Raw genomic sequence first — 23,946 nt, forward strand, 5'->3', positions numbered from 1 at the left:
TCCGCCGCCTGGCGCGCGGGAGCGCGGCGTCGTCGATGCCCGCCCCTAGTATCTCCGTTCCTGGCAATGATCCGAACAGGAGGGGGGAGTCGACCCGTGGAAATCTCGGCCGCCGGACGCCTCGAGGTCCGAATCACCGCTGCTGACGTGGGCAAACGCGTCTCCGTGCGCCGCCTTGGCGAACCCGGGGTGACACAGGGGAAATTCACCGACACGGTCGGTGTTCTCACATCATGGGACGACGATGTGCTGGTGATCACACGCAAGGGCGGTGAGAGCGTCCGCATCCCCGCGTCCTCGCTGGTCGCGGGGAAGGTCGTGCCGGCCGCTCCCGCCCGCCGCCGGGGGCCGGCCGCCTCCTACGAGGAGCTGGCGCGGGCGGCGTCCCGGGCGTGGCGGCCGCTGGAGAGCGAGCGGCTGGGCGGCTGGGAGCTGCGGGCCGCCGCCGGGTTCACCCGCCGCGCCAACTCCGTGCTCCCCCTCGGCGACCCGGGACTCCCCCTCGACGAGGCGCTGGACGCCGTACGGCACTGGTACGGCACCCGAGGGCTGCCCGCCTATGTGCAGACCGCGACCGGGGCCGAGGGCACGCAGGAGCTGCTGTGCGCGGAGCTGGAGCGGCGCGGGTGGGTGCGCGAGGTGAGCGCCGAGCTGTGGATCGGAGCGCTGGCGCCGGTCGCGGACCGGGCGGACGCTGAGGGTGTGGTGCTCGCCCGAGAGGCCGACGAGGCGTGGCTCGCGCGGTACGGGCGCAAGGGGGTGAGCGAGGTGGCGTTGAAGGTGCTGGGCTCGGGACCGTCGGTGTGGTTCGCGTCCGTGCCCGGCGAGGCGGGCGTCCCCGCCGCCGTCGGCCGGTTGGTCGTGGACGGGCGGTGGGCCGGGTTCGCGGCGGTGGAGGTCGATCCGGCGCGCCGGCGGCAGGGGCTCGGGACGCGGGTGATGGCCGCGCTGGCCGGGCGGGCGCTGGAGGAGGGCGCCTCGGCGGCCTGGCTGCAGGTCGAGGACGACAACGCGGGCGCGCGGTCGCTGTACGCGGGGCTGGGCTTCGGGGCGCACCACGCCTACCACCACTACCGGCAGCCTGCGGCGGGTGCGCCGTGACGGGGCCGGAGTTCAGCGAGGTGCGGCGGCGGTTCGCCGAGGAGGCGCGGTCCGAGCGGCCCGATCTGTCGCTGCTGTGCCTGCTGGTGGGCGCGGAGGCGGACGGGGCGCTGGACGAGGCCGGGATGGACGTCGCGCAGGTCGAGCTGGACCGGCTGGCGGGCCAGGTGCCGTTCCGGCCGGGCGGTCCCCGGTCGTGGGCGGTGGCGGTGCGGGAGTTGCTCGGTGAGCGGCAGGGGTTCCGCGGTTCGGCGGCGGACTACCAGCGGCTGGAGTCGTCCCTGCTGCACCGGGTGCTGCAGCGGCGCAGGGGGCTGCCGATCCTGCTGTCGGTGGTGTGGATCGAGGTGGCCCGGCGGGCGGGCGCGCCGGTGTACGGGGTCGCTCTGCCGGGGCACTTCGTGGTCGGGTTCGGGCCGCGGGACGATCCGGGACGGCAGGTGCTCGTCGACCCGTTCGACGGGGGCCGGCTGCTGTCCGGGCGGGACGCGGAGCTGCTGGTGACGGGTGCGACGGGGGCTCCGCCGGACCCGGAGATGCTGCGGCCGGCGGAGCCGGTGGACGTGGTCGCGCGGATCCTCAACAACGTGCGGGCGTGGGCGTCGGCGCGGCCGGAGCGCTCGGATGTGGCGCTGTGGGCGGTGGAGCTGGCGCTGCTGCTGCCCTCGCATCCGGCCCGGTTGCGCTACGAGCGGGGGCAACTGCTGGTGCAGCGCGGGGAGTTCGTCGCCGGTGCGGTGGAGATGGAGGAGTACGCGGGGCTGGTGGAGGTGGTGGACGAGGGCACCGCCGACCGGGTGCGACGGGAGGCCCACGCGGCCCGGTCGATGCTGAACTAGCGCCGCGGCAGCCAACGTTCGGGCGACGGGGGGGAACGTCGCCTGCCGGGGCACCGGTAGGCGGTCGCCGCCCCGGCTGTCCGCGGCGGGGTCACAGCCAGCCCTTCTCCCTCGCTATGCGCACCGCTTCGGCCCGGTTGCGGGCCGTCAGTTTCTGGATGGCGGTGGAGAGGTAGTTGCGGACCGTGCCCTGGGACAGGTGGAGGGCCGCCGCGAGTTCCGCGTTGGTGGAGCCGTCGGCCGCCGCGCGCAGCACCTCGCGTTCGCGGTCGGTCAGCGGGTTGGCGCCGTCGGCGAGGGCCGCCGCGGCGAGCGTGGGGTCGATGACCCTGTCCCCCGAGAGGACCTTGCGGATCGCCTCGGCGAGCTGGGCGGCGGGGGCGTCCTTGACCAGGAAGGCGTCGGCGCCGGCCTCCATCGCGCTGCGCAGGTAGCCGGGGCGGCCGAAGGTGGTGAGGACGACCAGCTTCACGCCCGGCAGGGCCGCGTGCAGCTCGGCCGCCGCCTCGATGCCGGTCGCGCCGGGCATCTCGATGTCGAGGAGGGCCACGTCGACGCCGTGCTCCCGGGCGGCCGCCAGCACCTCGTCGCCGCGGGCCACCTGGGCGACCACCTCGATGTCGTCCTCCAGGCCGAGCAGGGCGGCGAGCGCCTCGCGGACCATGGACTGGTCCTCTGCGAGCAGGACCTTGATCGTTCGGGTCGTCATGCGCGGGATCCTACGTCGGCGGCCGGAGCGCCCGCCGGGGCGCGGGCGACCAGGCGGAAGCCGTGCCGGGCGCCGCCCGCCTCCAGGGAGCCGCCGGCCTTCTCCAGGCGTTCGCAGAGGCCGGTCAGCCCGTTGCCGGGGCTTCCCCCCGGGCCGCCCGAGCCGTCGTCCTCGACGCTGAGCTCGATGACCGCGCCGTCCAGGGTCTGCCGCCGGGCGAGGTCGACCGTGCAGCGCCGGGCCCCGCTGTGCCGTACGACGTTGGTGACGGCCTCGCGCAGGGCCCAGGCGAGGGCCGCCTCGCTCTCCTCGGGCACGCCGGACAGGTCGGGTTCGTCGGGGAGGTCGGCGGTGACTCCGGCGGCGGCCAACGCGACCTTGGCCCCGGCCAGTTCGGCGGGCAGCCGGCGCCGTCGGTATCCGGTGACGGCCTCGCGGACGTCGACGAGGGCCTGCCGGCTGACCTGTTCGATGTCGGCGATCTGCTGGGCCGCCCGGTCGGGGTGATCGGGGAGCATACGGCCCGCGAGTTCGCTCTTCAGCGTGATCAGCGACAGCGAGTGTCCGAGCAGGTCGTGCAGGTCACGGGCGAGCCGCAACCGCTCCTCGTTGGCGGCGAGTTGGGCGACGGTGGCACGTGCCTCGCGCAACTCCACGGTCGTACGGATGAGTTCGCGTACGCCGGTCATCGAGAAGCCGCCGAGGAGGGCCGGGAAGAGCAGCCCCGTCAGATAGTCGCTGCCGCCGGGGACGACGAAGGCGACCCCGGTCAGCAGGGCGGACACGGCCGGGACGGTCCAGCGGGACAGGCGCAGCGGCAGGGCGGCGCCGGAGGAGATCCCCACGTACACGAAGAGCACGAGCCATTCACGGCCCAGACAGAGGGCGAGGACGGTCGACTCGGTCGCCAGGACCGCCAGCGAGGCGAGCACCGCGCCGTTGCGCTCACCCCGCCCGGTGCGGAAGACCAGGGCCAGGTACCAGGCGACGAAGGCGACCAGCCCGATCCAGCCGAGGCCGCGGGCCACGGTGCTGTGCCCGCCGTGCAGCAGGTCGCTGACGGGTGCGCCGAGATACGCCAGCCAGATGCTGATCCAGAGCAGCTTGACGTATCTCTGCCGGTTGTTCTGCGGGCGCTGCCCGATGCGTATGCCGCTCACGCCTTCAGCGTGTCCTTCCGGTACAGCCAGGCCGCGGCGCCGGTGAACAGGGCGAAGCAGACGGCCAGGACGGCGATGTCCTCGGCGTGCGGTGCCTGGTTCTGTCCGAGGGCAGCGTACGCGTGCGTGGGGACCCACTTCGAGATCTGCTGGAGCCACTCCGGGAAGGTGGCCGTGGGCATCCACAGACCGCCGAGGATCGACAGGCCGAAGTAGGTGATCATCGTGATCGGGCGGACCGCGTCCCCGCTCGCCAGGTACCCGAGGGCGACGCCGAGCGCGGCGAAGACGAGGCTTCCGGCCCAGATCGCGGCGGTCAGGACCAGCCACTGCCAGGCCTCCAGGCGTACGTGCTTCACGGCCGCGGCGGCGACGAAGACGACGACGACGGACGGCAGGCTGACGACGGCGGCGCTCGCGGTCTTGGCGAGGACGAAGCCCCGGCCGGGCAGTGAGGTCAGCCGCAGCTGCCGTACCCAGCCGTTCTCCCGTTCCTTGGCGATGCGCTCGCTGTTGCCCATCAGGACGGCGGTGAGGGCGCCGAAGGAGGCCATGGAGACCATCATGTAGGTCGGGAGGGTCAGCCCGGTGCCGTCGATCTTCGTCGTGCTGTCGGCGCTGCCGGCGATGAGCAGGAAGAGGACCGAGGGGTAGATCACCGAGAAGAACAGGAACTTGCGGTTGCGCAGGGCGCGGGTGAGTTCGAGCTTGATGAGGCCGTTCATGACGTGTGCGCCTCCTCGGCGGCGGTGAGGGCGACGAAGGCCTGCTCCAGGCCGAGGCCGGCGACTTCGAGGTTGCGGGGGTAGAGGCCGAGGGCGTAGAGGGCGTGGACGGTGGCGTCGGCGTCGGTGGACTGGATGCGGACGGTGTGGCCGGAGACGTCCAGCGTGGTGAGGAAGGGCAGGCCGCGCAGGGCGCTCTCGGTGGCCTCGCCGATCGCGTCGTCCGCGAGGTCGAAGGCGATCCGCCGGGCTCCGGCCTTGGCCTTGATCTCGGCGGCGGTGCCGTCGGCGAGGAGGCGGCCGCGGCGCAGGACCAGGACGCGGTCGGCCATCGCGTCGGCCTCTTCCAGGTAGTGGGTGGCGAAGAGGACCGTGCGGCCCTGGTCGGCCTGTTCGCGCATGGTGGCCCAGAACGCCCGGCGGGCGGTGACGTCCATGCCGGTGGTGGGCTCGTCCAGGACGATCAGGTCGCTGTCCCCTGCGGTGGCCAGGGCGAAGCGGACCCTCTGGGCCTGGCCGCCGGAGAGCTTGTCGACCTTCTGGGCGGCGATCTTGGTGATGCCCGCGCGGGCCATCACCTCGTCGGGGCGGTAGGGCTTCGGGTGCAGCCGGCAGGCGAGCGTCACCAGTTCGGCGACGGTGACCTCGTCCATCAGACCGCCGCTCTGCAGCATCGCGCCCACCCGCCCGGCGACGATCGCCTCCCGCGGGCTCGCGCCGAACACGCGGACCGTGCCGCTGTCGGCGTTCTTGAGGCCGAGGAGCAGATCGAGCGTGGTCGACTTGCCCGCGCCGTTGGGCCCCAGCAGCGCCACGGTCTCCCCCGGGTGCAGGGCGAGGCTGAGCCCGTCCACCGCCCGCACGTCCCCGAACCCCTTGTGCACCTGGTCGAACTCGACCACCGGTGTCGTCGTCGTCATGCGTCGATGGTGGCCCGCGGGATGTCTCCGACGGCAGTGTCGGGCGTCCGGACTGCCGCATGACAGATGTCATGGGCACTACGGGAGAGTCGCGCGGGGTGTGGGCGCCGGGTACGCGGAGGCCGGCCGGGCACCCGCGGAGGGCGGCCGACACGCCGGGGCGACCCGAAGGCGGCTGAGCCGCCGGGCGGGGCGGAGACCTGCCGGACCGCGAGGCGTGGCGGAGACCGGCCGGCCCCGTGCCGGGGCTGAGGACGGCCGGCCCCGTGCCGGGGCTGAGGACGGCGGGGTGCCGGGACGTGCGCTGAGGCGCCGGGACATGTACAGGGGCGCCCGGTGGTTGTGCCGGACGCCCCTGTGGGGAAGCGCGGGTCAGCTCGGGTCGGTGTCGATGACTCCGACCCGGTTCGTCTCGCTCTTGAGGGCCGGGCGCAGCGCGTTGATGACGTCCTCGACGGTGACGGGCGTCTTCTGGCCGGTGCCGCGGGTGATCAGGACGCCGTCGAAGGCGCTGCCGTACAGCTCCTTGAGGGCGGCCTTGTCGTAGTACTCGACGAGCTTGCCGTTGACCGCCTTGACGCCGAGGAACTTCCACAACGAGTTCTTCGGGCTCAGCGGGACGGAGTGCGCCGCGTCGGTCTGGACGGTGACCTTGCCCGACATCGCCGGTGTGGCGAACTCCTTCATCATCCGGTCGACCTCGGCGTCGGACACCGTCGGCCGGCGGGTGGTCGTGGGGACCTTCACCGGGGTCGCGGTGCCGCTCTCCACCTGGGCGCGGTAGGCGTCGGCGACGGCCGTGCCGGCCTTCGCCGCGTCGATGCCCTTGCCCGCCTTGCCGTAGACGGCGACGGCCTTGCCGGACTCGAACTTGATGGTGCCGTCGCTGGACGATCCGGCACCGCCCGCGGCGCTCTTCAGGGCGGCCTGGAGCTTCTCCTCGTCGACCGGCATGACGGGGTCGACGACGCGGTGCTGACCGAACAGCGAGCCGATCACGGAGACCGGGTTGTAGTCGCTCCCGGCGGCCGCGTCGACCGTGGCCTGCATGTCGAACTGCAGGCCCGCCTGTTCCGGCTTGAGGGTGACGTCGGAGCCGTCCATGGACAGCTTCAGCGCCTTGTTCACCCGGCCGTCGAAGGCCTTGCCGAGCTTCTTGACGGCGTCGTCACGGGTGCCCCCGCCGATCTCGACTCCGAGCACGGTGGTGCCCTTGGGCACGTCGGAGTGGTTCATCAGCAGACCCGCGCCGTAGGCGCCGGCCGCGCCGACGACGAGCAGACCGCCGACCAGGACCAGCTTGCTGCGGCCCTTCTTCTTGGGCTTGGCGGCCTTCTGGTTCTTCTTGGAGCCGCCCGCCGACGCGTTCTGGCCGGCCGGCTCGGACCCCGTCGGCGGGGTGTTGGGCAGCGGCCCGTCACCGGGGCCGGCCGGCGCGAACCGGTCGCCGGGGCCCGGCTGCTGCCCTGCGGAGGGCACGACGGGGATACCGCTGGTGACGGTGTCCGAGGAGACGTTGTCGTGACGGGGGTAGCCGCCGCCCGCGCCCGGCTCGGGGGCCGGCTTCTGCGGGGTGAGGATCGCTGTGTCGTCGCTGAGCCCGCCGCCGGGGTACCGGCCCGCGGGAGCGCCACCGGCCGCGGGCGCACCGGGGCGGCCGGGACCGGCAGGGGCTCCGGGTCCCGCGGGACGGCCGGGGCCGCCCGGGCCCGCGGGGTTGCCCTGACCGCCGCGGGGGCGGCCCTGACCTGCGGGCGCACCGGGCGCGTGAGGGGCCTGCGGCGCGCCCAGGGAGCCTGCGTGCGCGCCGGGCGCTCCGCCGTGCACCGGCGGCACGGCGGGGCCGGCGCCGGTGACCGGACCGCCGGTCGGGCCTGACGGGTGCTGCGGGCCGCCGAGGCCGCGGGGGTTGTCCGGCCCGTTGAAGTCGTGGGGATCGCCGGGGCCGCCGAGGCCGGCGCGACCACCGGACCCGCCGGGACCGCCGCCGGGGGCGTCGGGAACGCCCTGGCCGTTGCGCGCGCCGTCGTTGTCGGAGAAGTACGGCAGGTCGTCGCGGCGCGTCTCGGGGCCGCCGCCCTGCGCGGGTCGCGCGCCGCCGCCCAGCGGGCCCGCGGCGAGCGCCTCGGTGACGTCGAAGGAGCCGGTGCCGCCGCCGTGCCCCGGCGCGACGGGACCGCCGGTGGCGCCGGGGAGTCCGGCGCCGTTGGTCCCACCGGAGCGGGCGCCGGGCATGCCGGCGCCGTTCGTGCCGCCCGAACGCGCGCCGCCAGGCACGCTCATGGAGCCGACCACACCGCCGGGGCGTCCCGCACCCGCACCGGGGCGGCCGCCGGGCGCAGCCGCGCCCGAACCGCCCGGGCGCGCACCGCCGTCGGCCGGGCCGGCGGGACCGGGACCCATGCCCGCCGCCGAACCACCCGGCAGACCCGCCCCGTTGCTGGAGCCCGAGCCCGGACCGCCCTTGCCGCCGCCGGACTTGCGCGGCGCGAACCAGTCGCTCTGCTTCTCCTCCGCGCCGGGCGGCTGCTCGGCGGACGCCTCGACGGCGCCGGCGGAGGCGGTGGCCCCGGCCGAACTCCCGCCGCCGGGCGCACCGGTCGGCGTGGCAGCGGCGCCCGTGCCGCCCCTGGCGGAGCGGGCGGCCTGCGCGTCGGCGCCGCTGCCGCCGCCCTTGCCCTCCGCGTCCGCGACGGGCTTGCGCACGACGACCGGCGGAATGGGCCGGGATCCGGGGATGTTGATGCGGATCCGCGTCGTCAGCGTGGTCTCGGTCTTGCGTTCCTCCGGCTGCGCGGCCGAACGGCCCGCGTCCGCACCGCCGTCGGACACCACGGGGGTGCCGTACGGCGGGGTGCCCGACGGGTATGCGGCTCCGCCGCGCCCGTTGGGCCCGGAGGACGGACTGTCAGTTTCACGACTCAAGGCAGGTTCTCCAGGTTGGCTCCGCCGCCCGCCACAACCTCACGGGCGGCTCGGCGGCGCGCACCACCATACTGGCCACTTCTGGCCTGTATCCCACGACCGCCGGGGAAACCCCCACGGGTCTCCCACCGTCACACCGGGGAGAAGTGGTACGTCACTTGCCAAGTCGGGCGTCGTCGCCGACCGGTTGCCGCCCCGGGACAAGGGTGGCGCAGATCACAGCGAGGGCCATGCCGCCGAGCAGGAACAGATAGGAGCCGCTTCCCGCGGCGAAGAGGAAGTCCCCCTCGGGCCGGCCCGAGGTGAGCAGCACGACGGAGATCATCCAGCCCGCGGCGGGCGCGACGGCCCCAGCGCGGCCGCCGAGGGCGCGGGCCCCGCCGACGAAGAGGCCGGCCGCGCCGACGAGCGCGAGCAGCAGCCCGCCGGGGAACCAGCCGGCCTGGACGAGGGCCCCGGCCAGGCCGGTGACCGCGCCGAGCAGCAAGAGGCCGAGGCAGACGGCGACGCGTCCGGCGGAGGGGCGCTCGAAGGGCTGGGCGAGCGGGGAGCCGTGGTACGTCATCACGCCTCCGCCTCGACGCCGGCGAACAGGTCGTCCTCCCGGCCGGCGCCCTGCGCCCGCTCCCCACGCACGAGTTGGTAGTACTCGGTGGTGAAGAGGGGTTGTGCGAGTTCGTTGGAGAGGACGAAGGAGCTGTCGTCGGGGGCGACCTCGATCTGGGTGGCGTGCGCGCGCATCGCGGCGGCCTTGGCGGCGGCGTGGGCGGTGCCGTCGATCTCGGTGGTGACCAGCGCGTCGTCGACCACGCCGGGCACGTCGGAGACGGCGGCGCTCTTGGCGAAGGGCAGGCCGGGCAGCCGCTCGCGGAGGCGCTCGAAGGCGGCCTCCGCGACGGTGCGCGGGACGCGGTTCCAGTAGACCTTGGGGACGCTCCAGCCGGCGTCCCCGGCCAGCTCGACGGCCCGCATGGCGACGCGGTGGGCCTGGATGTGGTCGGGGTGGCCGTAGCCGCCCTCGTCGTCGTAGCTGACGACGACCTGGGGGCGCACGTCGAGGACCACCTCGGCGAGGGCCGCGGCGGCGGCGTCGACGTCGGCCTGCCAGAAGCAGGCGGGGTCGTCGTTGTCGGGCAGGCCCATCATCCCGGAGTCGGCGTAGCGGCCGGTGCCGCCGAGCAGCCGGACGTCGGTGACGCCGAGGGCGGCAGCGGCGTCGGCGAGCTCACGCCGCCGGTGCGCGCCCAGGGCGGCGCCCGCGAGATGCCGCAGCCCGGGCGGGATGACCTCGCCGCGCTCGCCGAGCGTGCAGGTGACCAGGGTCACGTGCGCGCCCTCGGCCGCGTACCGGGCCATGGTGGCCCCGTTGTTGATCGACTCGTCGTCGGGATGCGCGTGGACGAGCAGCAGACGCCGCGCGGGCAGTTCGGTCATGCCCCAACCCTACGAGGCGACCCCCGCCACCAGGCCACCTCCCCACCCCCGGTCAGCCCGCCGGCCGACGGCTCAGGCGTCGGCCTCGGGCCAGACGGACGGCTGCCGCACTCGTCGGGGCCGCCTCTCCCGGATCCGGGTGGCTTATGGACCCGGATCCGGGGAAGACGCGGTACACACGGCGGTCGGGAGTGAGCTCCGGTCAACTGTCCACCGGCGCTCAGGGCTCAGCGCGCGTGTCAGAACTTGATGCTGCCGATCATGCTGGCCACGCTCGTCGTCAGGTCGTTGATCGTCCCCGCCATCGTCGAGGAGGCGAGGTAGAAGCCGAGCAGGATGCAGACAACCGCGTGACCGCCCTTCAGGCCTGACTTCTTGATCAACAAGAAGACGATGATCGCCAGCAGCACCACCGCCGAAATCGAGAGTGCCACGGCGGCTCACCTCCAAGAACCCGGGTACGTGGGGGAACAGGGCTAGGGAACTTGTAAATCCATACAACTGCCAGCAGGTTCATACCCACGTAGCGCCAGTGATCATAACTTCGGGTGCGCGCGCATCTCTCGGCGCACAGCCGCACAAGGGGGCGCATGGCCAATATGGTCAGGGCATGACGACCGAGTCCGACTCCTTTCCCCGACGGCACGCCCGCACCCAGCGGTTCACGCTCGGCGCGCCGCGGTCTTTCACGGTGGCCCCCGACGGCTCCCGTGTCCTGTTCCTCCGCTCGGCCTCCGGCACGGACCGGGCGAACGCGCTGTGGGTGCTCGACCCCGTTGACGCCGGGGAACGCGTGGCGGCGGATCCGCGCGCCCTGCTGGGCGGGGCCTCGGAGGACCTCTCCCCGCAGGAGCGGGCACGGCGTGAGCGCAGCCGCGAGGGTGGGGCGGGGATCGTCGCCTACGCCACGGACGACGCCGTGGAGTTGGCGTCTTTCGCCTTGTCAGGGCGGCTGTTCACCGCTGAGCTGCGGGCCGGTACTGCGCGTGAACTGCCGGTCGCCGGGCCGGTGATCGACCCCCGTCCCTCGCCGGACGGCCGGCTCGTGGCGTACGTCGCGGGGGGCTCGCTGCGGGTGGTGGGCGCCGAGGGTGAGGGCGACCGGGCGTTGGCCGAGCCGGAGTCGGAGTCGGTTTCCTATGGATTGGCCGAGTTCATCGCGGCCGAGGAGATGGGGCGTTCGCGGGGTTTCTGGTGGGCTCCCGAGTCGGACCGACTGCTGGTGGCGAGGGTCGACGACGCGCCGGTGGAGCGGTGGTGGATCTCGGATCCGGCGCAGCCGAAACGTGACCCACACCACGTGCCGTATCCGGCTGCCGGTACGGCCAACGCGGAGGTACGGCTGTTCGTCCTCGGCCTCGACGGGGTGCGCACGGAGGTCCGCTGGGACCGGGCGCGCTATCCGTACCTGGCGCGAGTGCACTGGTCAGCGGCGGGTGCGCCGCTGCTGCTCGTACAGGCGCGCGACCAGCGCAGTCAGCTGTTCCTGGCGGTGGACCCCGACTCCGGGGCCACCCGTATGGTGCATGCCGACGAAGATCCGATTTGGCTGGATCTTTTTCCCGGGGTGCCGTGCTGGAGCCCCTCCGGGCATCTGGTGCGGATCGCCGACGAGGGCGGCGCGCGGGTGCTCTCGGTGGGCGGGCGGCCGCTGACGGGGGCGCAGTTGCATGTGCGAGCGGTGCTGGACGTGACGGCCGAGGACGTGCTGGTGGCGGCTTCGGCCGGGGAGGCCGCGGAACACCCGGAGACCGGCGAGGTGCACGTCTATCGCGTCAACGAACTGGGCGTCGAGCGCCTTTCGAGGGAACCGGGTGTGCACTCGGCGGTGCGCGCCGGGGGCGTGACCGTGCTGGTGTCGGCGACCCTCGACCGGCCGGGAAGTCAGGCGCGGGTGCTGCGCGAGGGCGGCCGGAGGGAAAGGGGGGCGCAGGCGGTCTCGGGCGCGGGTTCGGGCGTCACGATCCGGTCGTTCGCGGAGGATCCCGGCCTGTCCCCCCGCGTGTTCCTCACCGAGGGGGGCGCACGGCGCATCCCGTGCGCCGTGGTTATGCCCACGGACTACCCCGGTGACGTCTCGCCCGCCTCCGCTCCCCCGCTCCCCGTCCTCCTGGACCCCTACGGCGGCCCGCACGGCCCCCGGGTGCTCGCCGCGCACAACGCGCACCTGACCTCGCAGTGGTTCGCCGACCAGGGCTTCGCGGTGGTCGTCGCGGACGGGCGCGGCACGCCCGGCCGCTCCCCGGGCTGGGAGAAGGCGATCCACCAGGACTTCACCGTCGCCCTCGACGACCAGATCGAGGCGCTCCAGGACCTCGCGAAGCGGTACCCGCTGGACCTGTCCCGGGTGGCGATCCGCGGCTGGTCCTTCGGCGGCTGGCTGGCCGGCCTGGCGGTGCTGCGCCGCCCCGACGTCTTCCACGCGGGCATCGCGGGCGCGCCGGTCACCGACTGGCGGCTGTACGACACCCACTACACCGAGCGGTACCTCGGCGACCCGGCCACGGCGGCGCGGACGTACGCCGAGAACTCCCTGGTGACCGACGAGGGGCTCTCCTCGCCCGCCGAGCCGCACCGCCCGCTGATGATCGTGCACGGCCTCGCCGACGACAACGTGGTCGTCGCGCACGCCCTGCGGCTGTCCTCGGCCCTGCTGGCCGCCGGCCGCCCGCACGAGGTGCTCCCGCTGTCGGGGGTCACCCACATGACCCCGCAGGAGCAGGTCGCCGAGAACCTGCTCCTGCTCCAGGTGGACTTCCTCAAGCGCTCGCTGGGCCTCTCCCAGAGCACGGCGGCGGGCCGGGGCGCATGATGCTCCCCGGCCCGCTTACGGCACCCGCACGGCCGTACGCCGTTCAGCCTGACGCGTCCGTATATCGGGACGACGTCAGTCAAGTTGCCTGCTTGTTAACGCAGTTGCAGCGCAAACACACTGCGCTGCGCCCGTGGGTCACTCCTTCGCGGCGCTGCCCGGCTCCGCGGCCGCCCCGGCCTCCAGGGCCTTCAGCGCCGGGTCCAGGACGACGTCCTCGGCACGGGCCCCGGTGGTCGGGTCCTCCGGGAAGTGGCAGGCCGTCAGATGGCTCTCACGGTTGCCGGAGAGCTGCACCAGCGGCGGCTCCTCGGTCGCGCACTTGTCCTGCGCCTTCCAGCACCGGGTGCGGAACCGGCAGCCGGACGGCGGGTGGATCGGCGAGGGGACGTCACCGGCGAGGCGGATCCGCTCCCGGCTGTCCTCCCCGTCCAGCTCCACCTCCGGCACCGCCGACAGCAGCGCGTGCGTGTACGGGTGGCGCGGGCGGTTGTAGATGGAGTCGCGGTCGCCGACCTCGACTACCTTACCGAGGTACATGACCGCGACGCGCTGCGAGAAGTGCCGGACGACGGCCAGGTCGTGGGCGATGAAGAGGAAGGCGATGCCCAGCTCCTCCTGCACCTGCTTGAGCAGGTTGACCACCTGGGCCTGGATGGAGACGTCCAGCGCGGAGACCGGCTCGTCCGCCACGATCAGCTTCGGGTTCAGGGAGAGCGCGCGGGCCACGCCGATGCGCTGGCGCTGACCGCCGGAGAACTCGTGCGGGAAGCGGTTGTAGTGCTCGGGGTTGAGGCCGACCAGCTCCAGCAGCTCCCGGACCTTCTTCTCCCGGCCGCCCTCGGGCTCGATCCCGTTGACCTCCATCGGCGACTTGATGATGGAGCCGACGGTCTGCCGCGGGTTCAGCGAGGAGTACGGGTCCTGGAAGATCATCTGGATCTCGGACCGCACCGGCGCCAGCTGCCTGCGCGAGGCCTTGGTGATGTCCTGACCGGCGTAGGTGATCTTTCCGCCGGTCGGGTCCAGGAGCCGGGTGATGAGCCGGCCCGTGGTCGACTTGCCGCAGCCGGACTCGCCGACGAGGCCGACGCTCTCGCCCACGCCGACCGTCAGGTCGACGCCGTCGACGGCCTGGACCGCGCCGACCTTGCGCTTGATCGGGAAGCCGCCGTAGATGGGGAAGTGCTTGGTGAGGCCCTCGACCGTCAGCAGCGGCTCGGACGCGGTGGTGCCGGCTGAGTCCTGCGGCGTGGGGAGGGTGAGGTTGTCGCTCATGTCTCGGTTCTCCCTAGCGCAGCCGGGGCTGGATCTTGTCGATGAAGATGGCCTGCTTCTGCTCGGCCGTCAGATGACAGGCGGACGCCCGGCCCTCGGCCAGCGGCGGACGGCTGTCGGTGCACAGGGTGCCCGACACCTCGTCCTTGAAGGCGCACCGCGGATGGAAGGGGCAGCCGGTGGGCGGGTTGAGCAGCGAGGGCGGCGAGCCGGGGATCGGCACGAGCGCCTCGTCCACGTCGCTGTCCAGTCGCGGCATCGAGCTGAGCAGACCCCAGGTGTAGGGGTGGCGGGGCGCGCTCATGACCTCGCGCACCGTGCCGCGCTCCACGGCCCGGCCGGCGTACATCACCAGCAGGTCGTCGGCCATGTTGGAGATCACGCCGAGGTCGTGGGTGATGAAGATGATCGCGGAGCCGAACTCCTGCTGGAGGTCCTTGAGCAGGTCCAGGATCTGGGCCTGCACGGTCACGTCCAGCGCGGTGGTGGGCTCGTCGGCGATCAGCAGCTGCGGGTCGCACATCAGCGCCATGGCGATCATCGCGCGCTGGCGCATACCGCCTGAGAACTGGTGGGGGTAGTCGTCGAAGCGCGCCTTGGGCTGCGGGATGCCGACCTTCTCCAGCATCTGGACGGCCCGGTCCTTCGCCTCCTTCTTGGAGGCGCCGGTGTGCTTGATGAACGGCTCGGACAGCTGCCGGCCCACCGTGTAGTACGGGGAGAGCGCGGTCAGCGGGTCCTGGAAGATCATCGCCATCTTGTTGCCGCGGAGCCGCTCCAGCTCCTTCTCGGAGGCGGTGACGAGCTCCTGGCCGTCGAGGACGATCTCGCCGTCGACGGTGGTGGTGCGGGAGTTGTGCAGGCCCAGGATCGTCAGGTTGGTGACGGACTTGCCGGAGCCGGACTCGCCGACGATGCCCAGGGTCTTGCCGCGTTCGACGTCGAAGGAGAGGCCGTCGACCGCCTTGACGATGCCGTCCTCGGTGGAGAACCGCACCTTCAGATCACGCACCGACAGAAAGCTCTCCGGGCCGGTGGGGGCCGGGGCGTCCTCGGTCTTGGTCAGTGTGGTCACGGTGGTTCGTTCTTCCTAGGAGAGCCGGACGCGCGGGTCGATGTAGGCGTACGCGATGTCGGTGAGGATGTTGAAGATCAGGATGAAGAAGGCACCGAACAGCATGACGCCCATGGTCAGCGGCAGGTCCTTGGTCTGCGCGCCGTCGACGGCGAGGCGGCCGATCCCCTGGAGGGAGAAGGTGATCTCGGTGACCACGGCGCCGCCCAGCATGCCGCTGATGTCCATACCGAGAACGGTGACGATCGGGATGAGGGAGCCGCGCCAGGCGTAGCGGAAGAACACGTACTTGCGGGGCATGCCCTTGGCGCGGGCGGTGCGCACGTGCTCCTCGGCGAGCTGCTCGATCATCGACGAGCGCGCCATACGGGTGTACTGGGCGGTGAAGATGGTGGCCATCACCAGCGTGGGCAGCAGCATCCCCGTGAACCAGCCGAACGGGTCCTCGGTGATCGGACGGTACTGGGAGTTCTCCATCCAGCCCGTGCTGTAGACGAAGATGATCAGGACGATCGGGCCGAGGAAGTAGATCTGGAACGAGCTGAGCACCATCGACCCGCCGGTGGCGATCTTGTCGACGAACGAGCCGCGCTTGTACGCGGCGACCATGCCCGCGCCGACACCGACGACGAGGAAGACGACCGCGCCGCCCACGGTGAGGGTCAGGGTGGTCGGGAAGCGGTCCATGATGGTGGACCAGACCGGGTCGCCGGAGTAGAACGACATGCCGAGGCAGGGCGCGTTGCAGTGTCCGGTCGGGAAGTCACGGCCCATCACGATGCCGGACATGAAGTCCCAGAACTGCGTGTGCAGCGGCAGGTTCAGGCCGAGAGCCGTACGGATGTCCTCGAGTCGCTGCGGAGAGCAGTCCTTGCCACAGGCCAGGGACGCGTAGTCGGAGGGCGCGGCGACGAACAGGAAGAACGTGGCGGCGCCGATGAGGAACAGAGTGACGACGGCACCGACCGTGCGCCGGATGATGAACTGAAACATGGCGGGGAGGCTGCTCTCTGCGGAGACGGTGGGAGGTTTCACGGAGGTGCGGGGGCGCGCTCCGCCTGGTGCGCGCCCCCGCCGATCAGCCGTAGAGAGTTACGACTTCAGGAAGATGCGGTTGATGTCCAGCAGGCTGGACACCGAGCCGTAGCGGGTTCCGCCGACGTTGGAGCCGGAGAGCTGGAACTGCTTCGTGTACCACAGCGGAGCGGACGGCAGGACGGTCTCCAGCAGGTAGTGCTGGGCCTCCTTCCAGGTCTTCGCGGCCTCGACCGGCTCCTGGGTCAGCGCCTTCTGGATGAGGGCCTTGACCTTCGGGTCCTTGGTGTGCGAGTAGTTCGGCGAACCGTCGGAGACCAGGCTCGGGTCGTAGATCGGCGTGATCACGGTGCCGGCCGACGGCCAGTCCTGGCCCCAACCCGTGATGTAGATGTCGTACGGGTTGTTGACCTTGCCGATCTGCTCGTAGTAGCTCGCGGAGTCGACCTCCTTGGAGACGACCTCGAAGCCCGCCTTGGTCAGCGCGTCCTCGATGGCGACCTTGCGCTTCTGGCCGGCCGAGCTGTTGGAGTAGGCGAAGACGAGCTTCTTCTCGGCGGCCGGGATGTCCTTCAGGAGCTCCTTGGCCTTGGCCACGTTGCCCTGGGGGGTCTTCAGACGGCCGTACGGGTCGTACTTGGGCTCGTAGCCCGGCAGGGTCGGGGCGAAGTAGTTCGGGGCCACGTCACCGCCGTAGACACCGCCCTCACCGGCGATGAGCGACTTGGAGTTCACCGCGTAGGTGACGGCCTCGCGGACCGCCTTGTTCTTGACCCGGTCCAGGTTGAAGCTCAGCTGCATGACGTAGGGCTGGTAGCCCTTCACCGTGCGGGAGTTGACCGACGGGGTGCCGATGACCTTCTGGATCTGGGTGGCCTCGACCGCGCCGGTGAGCTGGATGGCGTTCTTGTCGCCGCCCTGGTCGGCGATCAGACGCTGGGTCTGGGTGGCCTCGGTGACGCCGAACTGGAAGTTGAAGCCGTCCGGGTACTGGTGGCGCACGGAGTCGGTCTTCGGGTCCCAGTTGGTGTTCTTGACGAGCACCAGGGACTTGCCGGCCTTGTACGAAGCGATCTTGTACGGGCCCGTGGCGACCGGGGCCTTGTCGTACTTCTCCTTCGTGTCCGTCTTCGCCGGGACGATGCCGTAGCCGGCCATGGCCAGCGTCTGCGGCAGGTCGGGGCGGGCGGTGTCGAAGTGGAAGATCACCGTCTTCGCGTCCGGGGTGTCCAGCACGGTGGCCGGCAGGTGCTTGCCGTCGAAGCCGCCGCCCGGCAGGAGCTTGCGGTAGTCAGCCTCGTACTTCTTGCCCGCGAGCCACGTCTGCAGGTAGGGCGGGCCGTCGAAGATGAACTTCGCGAACTGGCGCTCGACGGTGTGGCGGACGTCGGCGGAGGTGATCACGTTGCCGTTGGCGTCCTTGACGCCGTCCTTCAGCGTGAAGGTCCAGGTCTTGCCGCCGTCGGAGGACTTGCCCGAGTCGGTGGCGATGTCGCCGGCGACCGAGACGTTGCCCTTGTCGTCCTCCTGGAACTGGGTCAGGCGGCGGAAGAGCAGGTTGGCGACCTGACCGGCGTCCGAGACGTAGATCTGGCTCGGGTCGAGGTGGGAGAGGCCCGCCTCCTGGTAGACCGTGACCGTGCCGCCGCTCTTGGCGCCGGGGATCTCCTTGGCGGGACCGGTGGAGCCCGCCGCGTCGCTGTACGTGACCGGCTTCGACTGGGTCGCGGCTTCCGCCTGGTCCTTCTTGGAGTCGCCGCTGGACTTGCTGCCCTTGTTCTCGGAGCAGCCCGTGAGCGCCAGCGAGCCGGCCGCGATGGCGACCACGACGGCACGCGCCCTGCGTGAGGTGAACGGCTTCATGATGGCGAAAACACCTACCTGTCGGTTGTTATCCATGAGTACTGCCTGACGCGGCTGGTAGGCCGACGCGGGGGCGGCAGTCACCCCCCACCAATGGACGGTTACCGCCCGGACTTGGGGTCGAAGGCGTCCCGCACCGAGTCTCCGAGGAGGTTGAAGGCCAGGACGAAGATCACCAGCGCCACGCCCGGGAAGAAGATGAAGGCGGGGTCCTGCTGCGCGTAGCTGGAGCCGGCCGCGAACAGACGGCCCCAGTCGGGAGTCGGCTCGACGAAGCCGACGCCCGCGAAGGACAGGAAGGCGATGGTGAGGATGGTGCTGGGCAGCTGGTACGTGAACTGCACCAGGATCGGCGTCACCACGTTGGGCAGGATCTCCTTGCGGACGATCCGGCCGGGCGAGGCCCCGGAGACCTTCGCCGCCTCCACGAACTCGCGCTCCCGCAGGGACAGCACGGTGGAGCGGACCAGTCGGGCCATGCTCATCCAACCCAGCAGCCAGAGCACGATCAGCATCGCCAGCGCCCGGAAGTAGGTGGGCGTCTCCTCCCGCGGGTCCACGAAGAACGAGGTCACCACGGGCATGAAGGCGATGAAGAACAGCTGCTGCGGGAAGGACAGGAAGAAGTCCGTGACCCGGCCGATCCAGTAGTCGGTACGGCCACCGAAGTAGCCGCCGATCAGGCCGATGACGATGCCCGTCGTCATCAGCAGGGTGGTCACCCCGAGCGCCATGAACAGCGAGGTGCGCATGCCGTAGACCAGCATGGCGAACACGTCACGGCCGAACTGCGGCTCCACACCGAACCAGTGGTCCCCCGAAATCCCCCCGAACCACCCCAGAGGCAGCCCGAACTCGTCCAGGACGGGCTTGTCCGCGTAGGTCGGGTCCTGGCCGTACAGCGTGTACGGGTCGGTCCCGCTCAGCTTGACCAGCAGCGGCGCCGCCAGCGCGATGACGAAGTAGATAATCACTACCCACGCGCAGATGACACCGGTACGGTCACGCTTGAAGCGCTGCCACATCAACTGGCCAGGAGAACGGCCCTCGAGCTTCTTCTCGTCCTTGGCGGGAACGGGGTTCGGCTCGAGCTCGGGCTCCAAGGCGATCGACGGCCCGGTGCCCTCAGCCTTGGCTGGACTGGTCATGTTTGTTCTTCCCCCGGGGGGTTGAGAGTTGAGCGCAGCACAGAAACCGGCAGGTTCTGTGGTTTGGGGGAACTTTCGCCAAAGTGTTCAACGCGCGTCAAGGGCGGAAGACATAGGGATCTCCCTACCGCCGATATTTTGAGGAAAAATTGCGCAGACCGACACCTGAGCGCGCTTGACAGCCAAGATGAACAACCGTCAAAACGGACATTAACTGACAGGTTTCGGTTTACATGTCCGAAACGCGATCGCTGATTCACCGGTATCCGGACTGCGCCGACCGGGTGACGGTCCGTCACCCGGACACGCCGTCGCCCACCCCTGAGGGCGACCCGCCGGCCGGCTGCCCAAAGACATGCCTGAAGCCCGGCCCGCCGGACAGGGCGGGCCGGGCGACGAGGGATGCGCAGAGGGCGCCCGCCGGGGCGCCGTCAGGCGTCAGCCGTGCTTGGCGCGGCTCGCGGCGCGGGCGCGCTCGCGTGCGTCCAGGTTGACCTTGCGGATGCGAACCGCCTCGGGGGTCACCTCGACGCACTCGTCGTCGCGGCAGAACTCCAGCGACTGCTCCAGCGACAGCTTGCGCGGCGGGACGATCGACTCCGCCACGTCGGCCGTCGAGGACCGCATGTTGGTGAGCTTCTTCTCCTTGGTGATGTTGACGTCCATGTCGTCGGCGCGGGAGTTCTCGCCGACGATCATGCCCTCGTACACCTCGGTGCCGGGCTCCACGAACAGCACGCCCCGCTCCTGGAGGTTCGTCATCGCGAAGGCGGTGACGGCGCCGGAGCGGTCGGCGACCAGGGAGCCGTTGTTACGGGTCTGCAGCGTGCCGAACCAGGGCTCGTGGCCCTCGTGGATGGAGTGGCCGATGCCGGTGCCGCGGGTCTGGGTGAGGAACTCGGTGCGGAAGCCGATCAGGCCCCGGGACGGCACGACGAACTCCATGCGGACCCAGCCCGAGCCGTGGTTGGACATGTTGTCCATCCGGCCCTTGCGGACGCCCATGAGCTGCGTGACGGCGCCCATGTGCTCCTCGGGCACGTCGACCGTCATGCGCTCGACCGGCTCGTAGACCTTGCCGTCGACCTCCTTGGTGACGACCTGCGGCTTGCCGATGGTCAGCTCGAAGCCCTCGCGGCGCATCTGCTCGACCAGGATGGCCAGCGCCAGCTCACCGCGGCCCTGCACCTCCCAGGCGTCCGGGCGCTCGGTGTCCAGGACGCGGAGGCTGACGTTACCGATCAGCTCACGGTCGAGGCGGTCCTTGACCTGGCGGGCGGTGACCTTGCGGTCCTTGACGGCCGCCTTGGCGTCCGCGCCCTTGCCGGTGCCGCCACGGCCGACCAGCGGGGAGGTGTTGGTGCCGATGACCATGGAGATCGCGGGCTCGTCCACCGTGATCAGGGGCAGCGGAACCGGGTTCTCCGGGTCCGCCAGCGTCTCGCCGATCATGATGTCGGGGATGCCGGCCACGGCGCAGATGTCACCGGGGCCCGCCTTCTCGGCCGGCTTGCGGGTGAGCGCCTCGGTCATCATCAGCTCGGAGATGCGCACGTTGGTGACGGAGCCGTCGCGCTTCATCCAGGCGACGGTCTGCCCCTTCTTCAGCTCGCCCTGGTGGACGCGCAGCAGCGCGATACGGCCGAGGAAGTTGTCGGCGTCCAGGTTGGTGACGTGCGCCTGGAGCGGGGCCCCCTCCTCGTAGGTGGGGGCGGGGATGTGCTGGAGGATCGTCGAGAAGAACGGCTCCAGGCTGGTGGAGTCCTCCGGGACGGTGCCGTCGGCGGGCTTGGTCAGCGAGGCGATGCCGTCACGGCCGCAGGCGTAGACGATCGGGAACTCGATCTGCTCCTCGTCCGCGTCCAGGTCGAGGAAGAGGTCGTACGTCTCATTGACGACCTCGTCGATCCGGGCGTCCGGACGGTCCGTCTTGTTGATGCACAGGATGATCGGCAGCCGGGCCTGCAGCGCCTTGCGCAGCACGAAGCGGGTCTGCGGCAGCGGACCCTCCGAGGCGTCGACGAGGAGGACGACGCCGTCGACCATCGACAGGCCGCGCTCGACCTCGCCGCCGAAGTCGGCGTGGCCGGGGGTGTCGATGATGTTGATCGTGATCGGGTCCCCGCCGGCCTTGGGGTGGTACTTCACCGCCGTGTTCTTGGCGAGGATCGTGATGCCCTTCTCACGCTCCAGGTCGTTCGAGTCCATCATGCGGTCGTCGACGGAGTCGAGCTGGTGGGCGGCGAAGGCCCCGGCCTGCTTCAGCATGCCGTCGACGATGGTCGTCTTGCCGTGGTCGACGTGGGCGACGATGGCTACGTTGCGGATGTCGTGACGTGTTGCGGACACGGCCATAAAGCGGCGTTCTCCCGGAGTGTGAGGAAGGCCTGCACGTACGTCTGTGTTACGCGGGCCCTGCCGGGCTTGACATGCCACGGCCTCACCCCATGGTACGTGGCCCGGCGGGGGGCGTTCTCCGCAGGGCCACGGGGGTCACTTCGCCGACGGGTTCGCCGGACCCGCGGCGCCCTTCTTCAGGAAGCCCATGTCCTCGTAGACGGGGGTCTGGAAACCGAACGCTCCGGCGTTGGCGAGGTTCTTGCGCACCGCCGTGAGCTGGGGGCGCTGGTAGAGGGGAATCGATCCGGCGGCCGCCCAGATCCGGGCGTCGGCCTTGCGGATCAGGGACCGCCGCTCCTCCTCGTCCAGGGTGGAGACCGCCTGGTCGAACAGCTGGTCCACCTGGTCGGTGCCGACCCGGGTGTAGTTCTGCTCGACGGTGAGCGACCCGTCGGCGGCCGGGACCGGCTTGGCGTAGATCGGCCGGGCGTCGGTGGCCGGGAACGCCGAGGCCGGCCAGGAGTACAGGGCGAGGTCGTACTGGCCGGAGGCGATGTGGTCCTTGAAGTAGCTCTCGTCGGCGACCTTGGTGACCTCGATCCGGATGCCGACCTTCTCCAGCATGGACACGATCCGCCCGGCGACGGTGTGCAGGGGCGCCGAGCCCGGCCCGGACGGCAGCACGAACCGCAGGGTGAGCGCCTTGCCGTCCTTGGCGAGGCCGCCGTGCGCCGCGCCGGCCGGGGCGGCCGTGCCCCGGGGGGCGTACGCGCCGGGCGCGCCGTGCTTGTTGACGTACTGCTTGCCGTCCTGGGCGAGCTGCCGTCCGCCCTCCTCCCCGGCCGCCGTGCCGCGCAGGTGTCCCTGCTGCTGTTCCCGGCCCGCCTTGTCGTCCTCGCCGACGATGTACGTGCCGTCGTCGCCGCCCGCGGACTCCTTCTGCGAGGAGCGCGCGCCGGCCTTGCCGCCCTCGGACCCGGCCGCCTTCTCGGCCTTCTTCTCCTCCTTCACCGGGCCGCCCGGCACCCAGCCGGCGTCCGCGAGCAGGGCCCGCGCCTCCTTGGCGTCCTGCCCGCCGAGGGCTCCGCTTCCGTCGGCGTACGCCTCCTGCCCGGACAGCGCGAGGTGGCTGCCGACGGGCACGGCGGGCAGGCCCAGCGGCCCGAGGACCGCCTTCGCCAGATCCGCCCGGTCCAGCGCCCGGGCCACCGCGCGGCGCACCCGTTCGTCGGCGAGCGGGCCGTCGGCGCCGTTCAGGGCGAGCTGGGTATAGGCGGGCTCCAGGGACTTGCGCACCTCGTACTCGCCCAGCGTCTTGTCCGCCGCGTCGCCCTGTGCCGGGGGGTTCGGCGCCTTCGCGGCGGTGCGTCCGGAGCCGGTGGTGGTCAGCGGTCCCGCCGCGCCCCGGGCGGCCTCGTCGACGCGGCGGGCGGCGGCGGGGTCGATCTCGGCGAGGTCGACGGAGCCGGCGGCGAGGGCGTCGGCGCGCCGCTCGCGCGGCACGGCCGTCAGCGCGATCTCGGAGAGCTTCGCGGGCTCGCCCCACCAGCGCGGGTTGCGGGTCAGCAGGATGCGGCCGCCGGGGCGGTCCACCTGCCCGATACCGAAGGGCCCGGCGGTCACCTTGAGCTTGCCGCGCGCCCCGTCGTTGAAGGAGTCGGGGGTGCCCATGACGTCCTTCGGGTAGAGCGGGGTGAACAGCGAGCGCCAGTCGGCGTAGGCGCGGCTGAAGGTGACCCTGACCTCCAGGTCGTTCTTGCCGCGTTCGACCTTCTCGATCCGGTCGTAGCCGGCGTTGCGGGCGGTCCAGTAGGCGCTGTCCTTGCCGGACAGGGCGCGCCACTGGGCGGCGAAGTCGGCGGCGCCGATCTCCCGCCCGTCGCTCCACACGGCCTGCTGGGCGAGCCGGTAGAGGACGACCTGCTTGGGCTCGGTGTCGACGACCTCGGCGGACTCCAGGTAGTCGGTGTTCAGCCGCGGCCGGCCGTCGGCGTCGAGCCGGAACATCGACGGCAGGACGGCCTGGGCGACCCGGGAGGTGGTGGCGTCGGCGTCCGCCTGGAAGGCGTTGAAGGTCTCCGGCACGGTGTCGACCGCCCAGCGCAGTGTGCCGCCGTCGGCGACCTGGGAGCGGGCGGCCGCGGCGATGTCCTGAGCGGCGAGCGGCTCTCCGGCCGGGTCCTCGGAGCCGCAGGCGGTCAGCGTGGTGACCGCGAGGACGCCCGCGGTGAGGAAGGCGACCGAGCGCATGACCGCGCGGGGGCCGACGCCGTCGTAGGACATATCCGGTACCTCCGGGAGCCGCTGCCGCCCGTGACACGCGTGCGTTATGTTCACATTCGGCGGTATTTTGGAGTTGATCAGATCTACGGCCCACTGAAGAGGAAAGGCTTCCTCAGCCGGGGGCGACACGGCGGCGCGGGGGCGCAAGCCCACTCGTGCGGAGCAAAGCGCGCTCCCGGCGCACACAGAGCGCGTACGGGCGTGCGGCTAGGCGCACAATGCGCCAATCGCCGCACACGCCTTCACATCACCCGTGTGACGCGCAACACTCGCTGGCGCATGAGCGTCGCCGTCCAGGG

Annotated in this window: 18 protein-coding genes; 3 read left to right on the plus strand and 15 right to left on the minus strand. The window is 71.6% G+C overall.

Annotation, left to right across the window (positions count from 1 at the left end):
• Positions 1-96 precede the first annotated feature (96 nt).
• Positions 97-1,101, plus strand: coding sequence for a GNAT family N-acetyltransferase (locus ACIOC0_RS33970; protein ID WP_402159585.1), 1,005 nt, complete (start codon positions 97-99; stop codon positions 1,099-1,101).
• Complete coding sequence (locus tag ACIOC0_RS33975; RefSeq protein ID WP_352250239.1) at positions 1,098-1,940, plus strand: transglutaminase-like domain-containing protein; 843 nt, start codon at positions 1,098-1,100, stop codon at positions 1,938-1,940. The genes ACIOC0_RS33970 and ACIOC0_RS33975 overlap by 4 nt, the downstream gene beginning before the upstream one ends.
• A gap of 91 nt (positions 1,941-2,031) precedes the next feature.
• Here the strand turns inward: ACIOC0_RS33975 and ACIOC0_RS33980 are convergent, their stop codons facing one another.
• The 8 genes from ACIOC0_RS33980 to ACIOC0_RS34015 all read right to left on the minus strand — a co-directional run bounded on the left by ACIOC0_RS33980 (position 2,032) and on the right by ACIOC0_RS34015 (position 10,247).
• Positions 2,032-2,649: a response regulator gene (locus ACIOC0_RS33980; protein ID WP_402159587.1), complete on the minus strand. Its 618-nt coding sequence runs from the start codon at positions 2,647-2,649 to the stop codon at positions 2,032-2,034.
• Positions 2,646-3,809, minus strand: coding sequence for a sensor histidine kinase (locus ACIOC0_RS33985; RefSeq protein WP_402159589.1), 1,164 nt, complete (start codon positions 3,807-3,809; stop codon positions 2,646-2,648). Before ACIOC0_RS33985 ends, ACIOC0_RS33980 begins: the two co-directional genes overlap by 4 nt.
• On the minus strand, positions 3,806-4,534 hold the full coding sequence (locus tag ACIOC0_RS33990) for an ABC transporter permease (protein WP_402159591.1): 729 nt from the start codon (positions 4,532-4,534) through the stop codon (positions 3,806-3,808). Before ACIOC0_RS33990 ends, ACIOC0_RS33985 begins: the two co-directional genes overlap by 4 nt.
• Positions 4,531-5,454: an ABC transporter ATP-binding protein gene (locus tag ACIOC0_RS33995; protein ID WP_402159593.1), complete on the minus strand. Its 924-nt coding sequence runs from the start codon at positions 5,452-5,454 to the stop codon at positions 4,531-4,533. The genes ACIOC0_RS33990 and ACIOC0_RS33995 overlap by 4 nt, the downstream gene beginning before the upstream one ends.
• Before the next feature lie 372 nt (positions 5,455-5,826).
• Positions 5,827-8,379 (minus strand): hypothetical protein, encoded by a 2,553-nt coding sequence (locus ACIOC0_RS34000; protein ID WP_402159595.1) that lies wholly within the window; start codon positions 8,377-8,379, stop codon positions 5,827-5,829.
• A 154-nt stretch (positions 8,380-8,533) separates the two neighbouring features.
• The gene (locus tag ACIOC0_RS34005) at positions 8,534-8,944 is read right to left on the minus strand and encodes a DUF6113 family protein (RefSeq protein ID WP_402159597.1); all 411 of its coding nucleotides are present in this window, start codon (positions 8,942-8,944) and stop codon (positions 8,534-8,536) included.
• Positions 8,944-9,813 (minus strand): N-acetyl-1-D-myo-inositol-2-amino-2-deoxy-alpha-D-glucopyranoside deacetylase, encoded by an 870-nt coding sequence (mshB, locus tag ACIOC0_RS34010; protein ID WP_402159599.1) that lies wholly within the window; start codon positions 9,811-9,813, stop codon positions 8,944-8,946. Before mshB ends, ACIOC0_RS34005 begins: the two co-directional genes overlap by 1 nt.
• Positions 9,814-10,052: 239 nt before the next feature.
• Positions 10,053-10,247: a hypothetical protein gene (locus ACIOC0_RS34015; protein ID WP_030783885.1), complete on the minus strand. Its 195-nt coding sequence runs from the start codon at positions 10,245-10,247 to the stop codon at positions 10,053-10,055.
• Between the two features lie 176 nt (positions 10,248-10,423).
• Between ACIOC0_RS34015 and ACIOC0_RS34020 the strand changes: the two genes are divergently transcribed.
• Complete coding sequence (locus tag ACIOC0_RS34020; RefSeq protein WP_402159601.1) at positions 10,424-12,625, plus strand: prolyl oligopeptidase family serine peptidase; 2,202 nt, start codon at positions 10,424-10,426, stop codon at positions 12,623-12,625.
• Between the two features lie 138 nt (positions 12,626-12,763).
• Here the strand turns inward: ACIOC0_RS34020 and ACIOC0_RS34025 are convergent, their stop codons facing one another.
• The 7 genes from ACIOC0_RS34025 to ACIOC0_RS34055 all read right to left on the minus strand — a co-directional run bounded on the left by ACIOC0_RS34025 (position 12,764) and on the right by ACIOC0_RS34055 (position 23,647).
• Positions 12,764-13,903 (minus strand): ABC transporter ATP-binding protein, encoded by a 1,140-nt coding sequence (locus ACIOC0_RS34025; protein WP_402159603.1) that lies wholly within the window; start codon positions 13,901-13,903, stop codon positions 12,764-12,766.
• Between the two features lie 13 nt (positions 13,904-13,916).
• Complete coding sequence (locus ACIOC0_RS34030; protein WP_402159605.1) at positions 13,917-14,978, minus strand: ABC transporter ATP-binding protein; 1,062 nt, start codon at positions 14,976-14,978, stop codon at positions 13,917-13,919.
• 15 nt (positions 14,979-14,993) lie between these two features.
• On the minus strand, positions 14,994-15,971 hold the full coding sequence (locus tag ACIOC0_RS34035; RefSeq protein WP_402159607.1) for an ABC transporter permease: 978 nt from the start codon (positions 15,969-15,971) through the stop codon (positions 14,994-14,996).
• Positions 15,972-16,070: 99 nt separating this feature from the next.
• On the minus strand, positions 16,071-17,876 hold the full coding sequence (locus ACIOC0_RS34040) for an ABC transporter substrate-binding protein (RefSeq protein ID WP_356680599.1): 1,806 nt from the start codon (positions 17,874-17,876) through the stop codon (positions 16,071-16,073).
• Between the two features lie 101 nt (positions 17,877-17,977).
• Entirely contained in the window at positions 17,978-19,024 is a 1,047-nt protein-coding gene (locus ACIOC0_RS34045) for an ABC transporter permease (protein WP_402159610.1), read from the minus strand.
• Between the two features lie 438 nt (positions 19,025-19,462).
• Entirely contained in the window at positions 19,463-21,379 is a 1,917-nt protein-coding gene (typA, locus tag ACIOC0_RS34050) for a translational GTPase TypA (protein WP_402159612.1), read from the minus strand.
• Positions 21,380-21,517: 138 nt separating this feature from the next.
• Complete coding sequence (locus ACIOC0_RS34055) at positions 21,518-23,647, minus strand: ABC transporter family substrate-binding protein (RefSeq protein ID WP_402159614.1); 2,130 nt, start codon at positions 23,645-23,647, stop codon at positions 21,518-21,520.
• Positions 23,648-23,946 lie beyond the last annotated feature (299 nt).

The organism is Streptomyces sp. NPDC088254, assembly GCF_044740925.1.
Classification (GTDB): Bacteria; Actinomycetota; Actinomycetes; order Streptomycetales; family Streptomycetaceae; genus Streptomyces.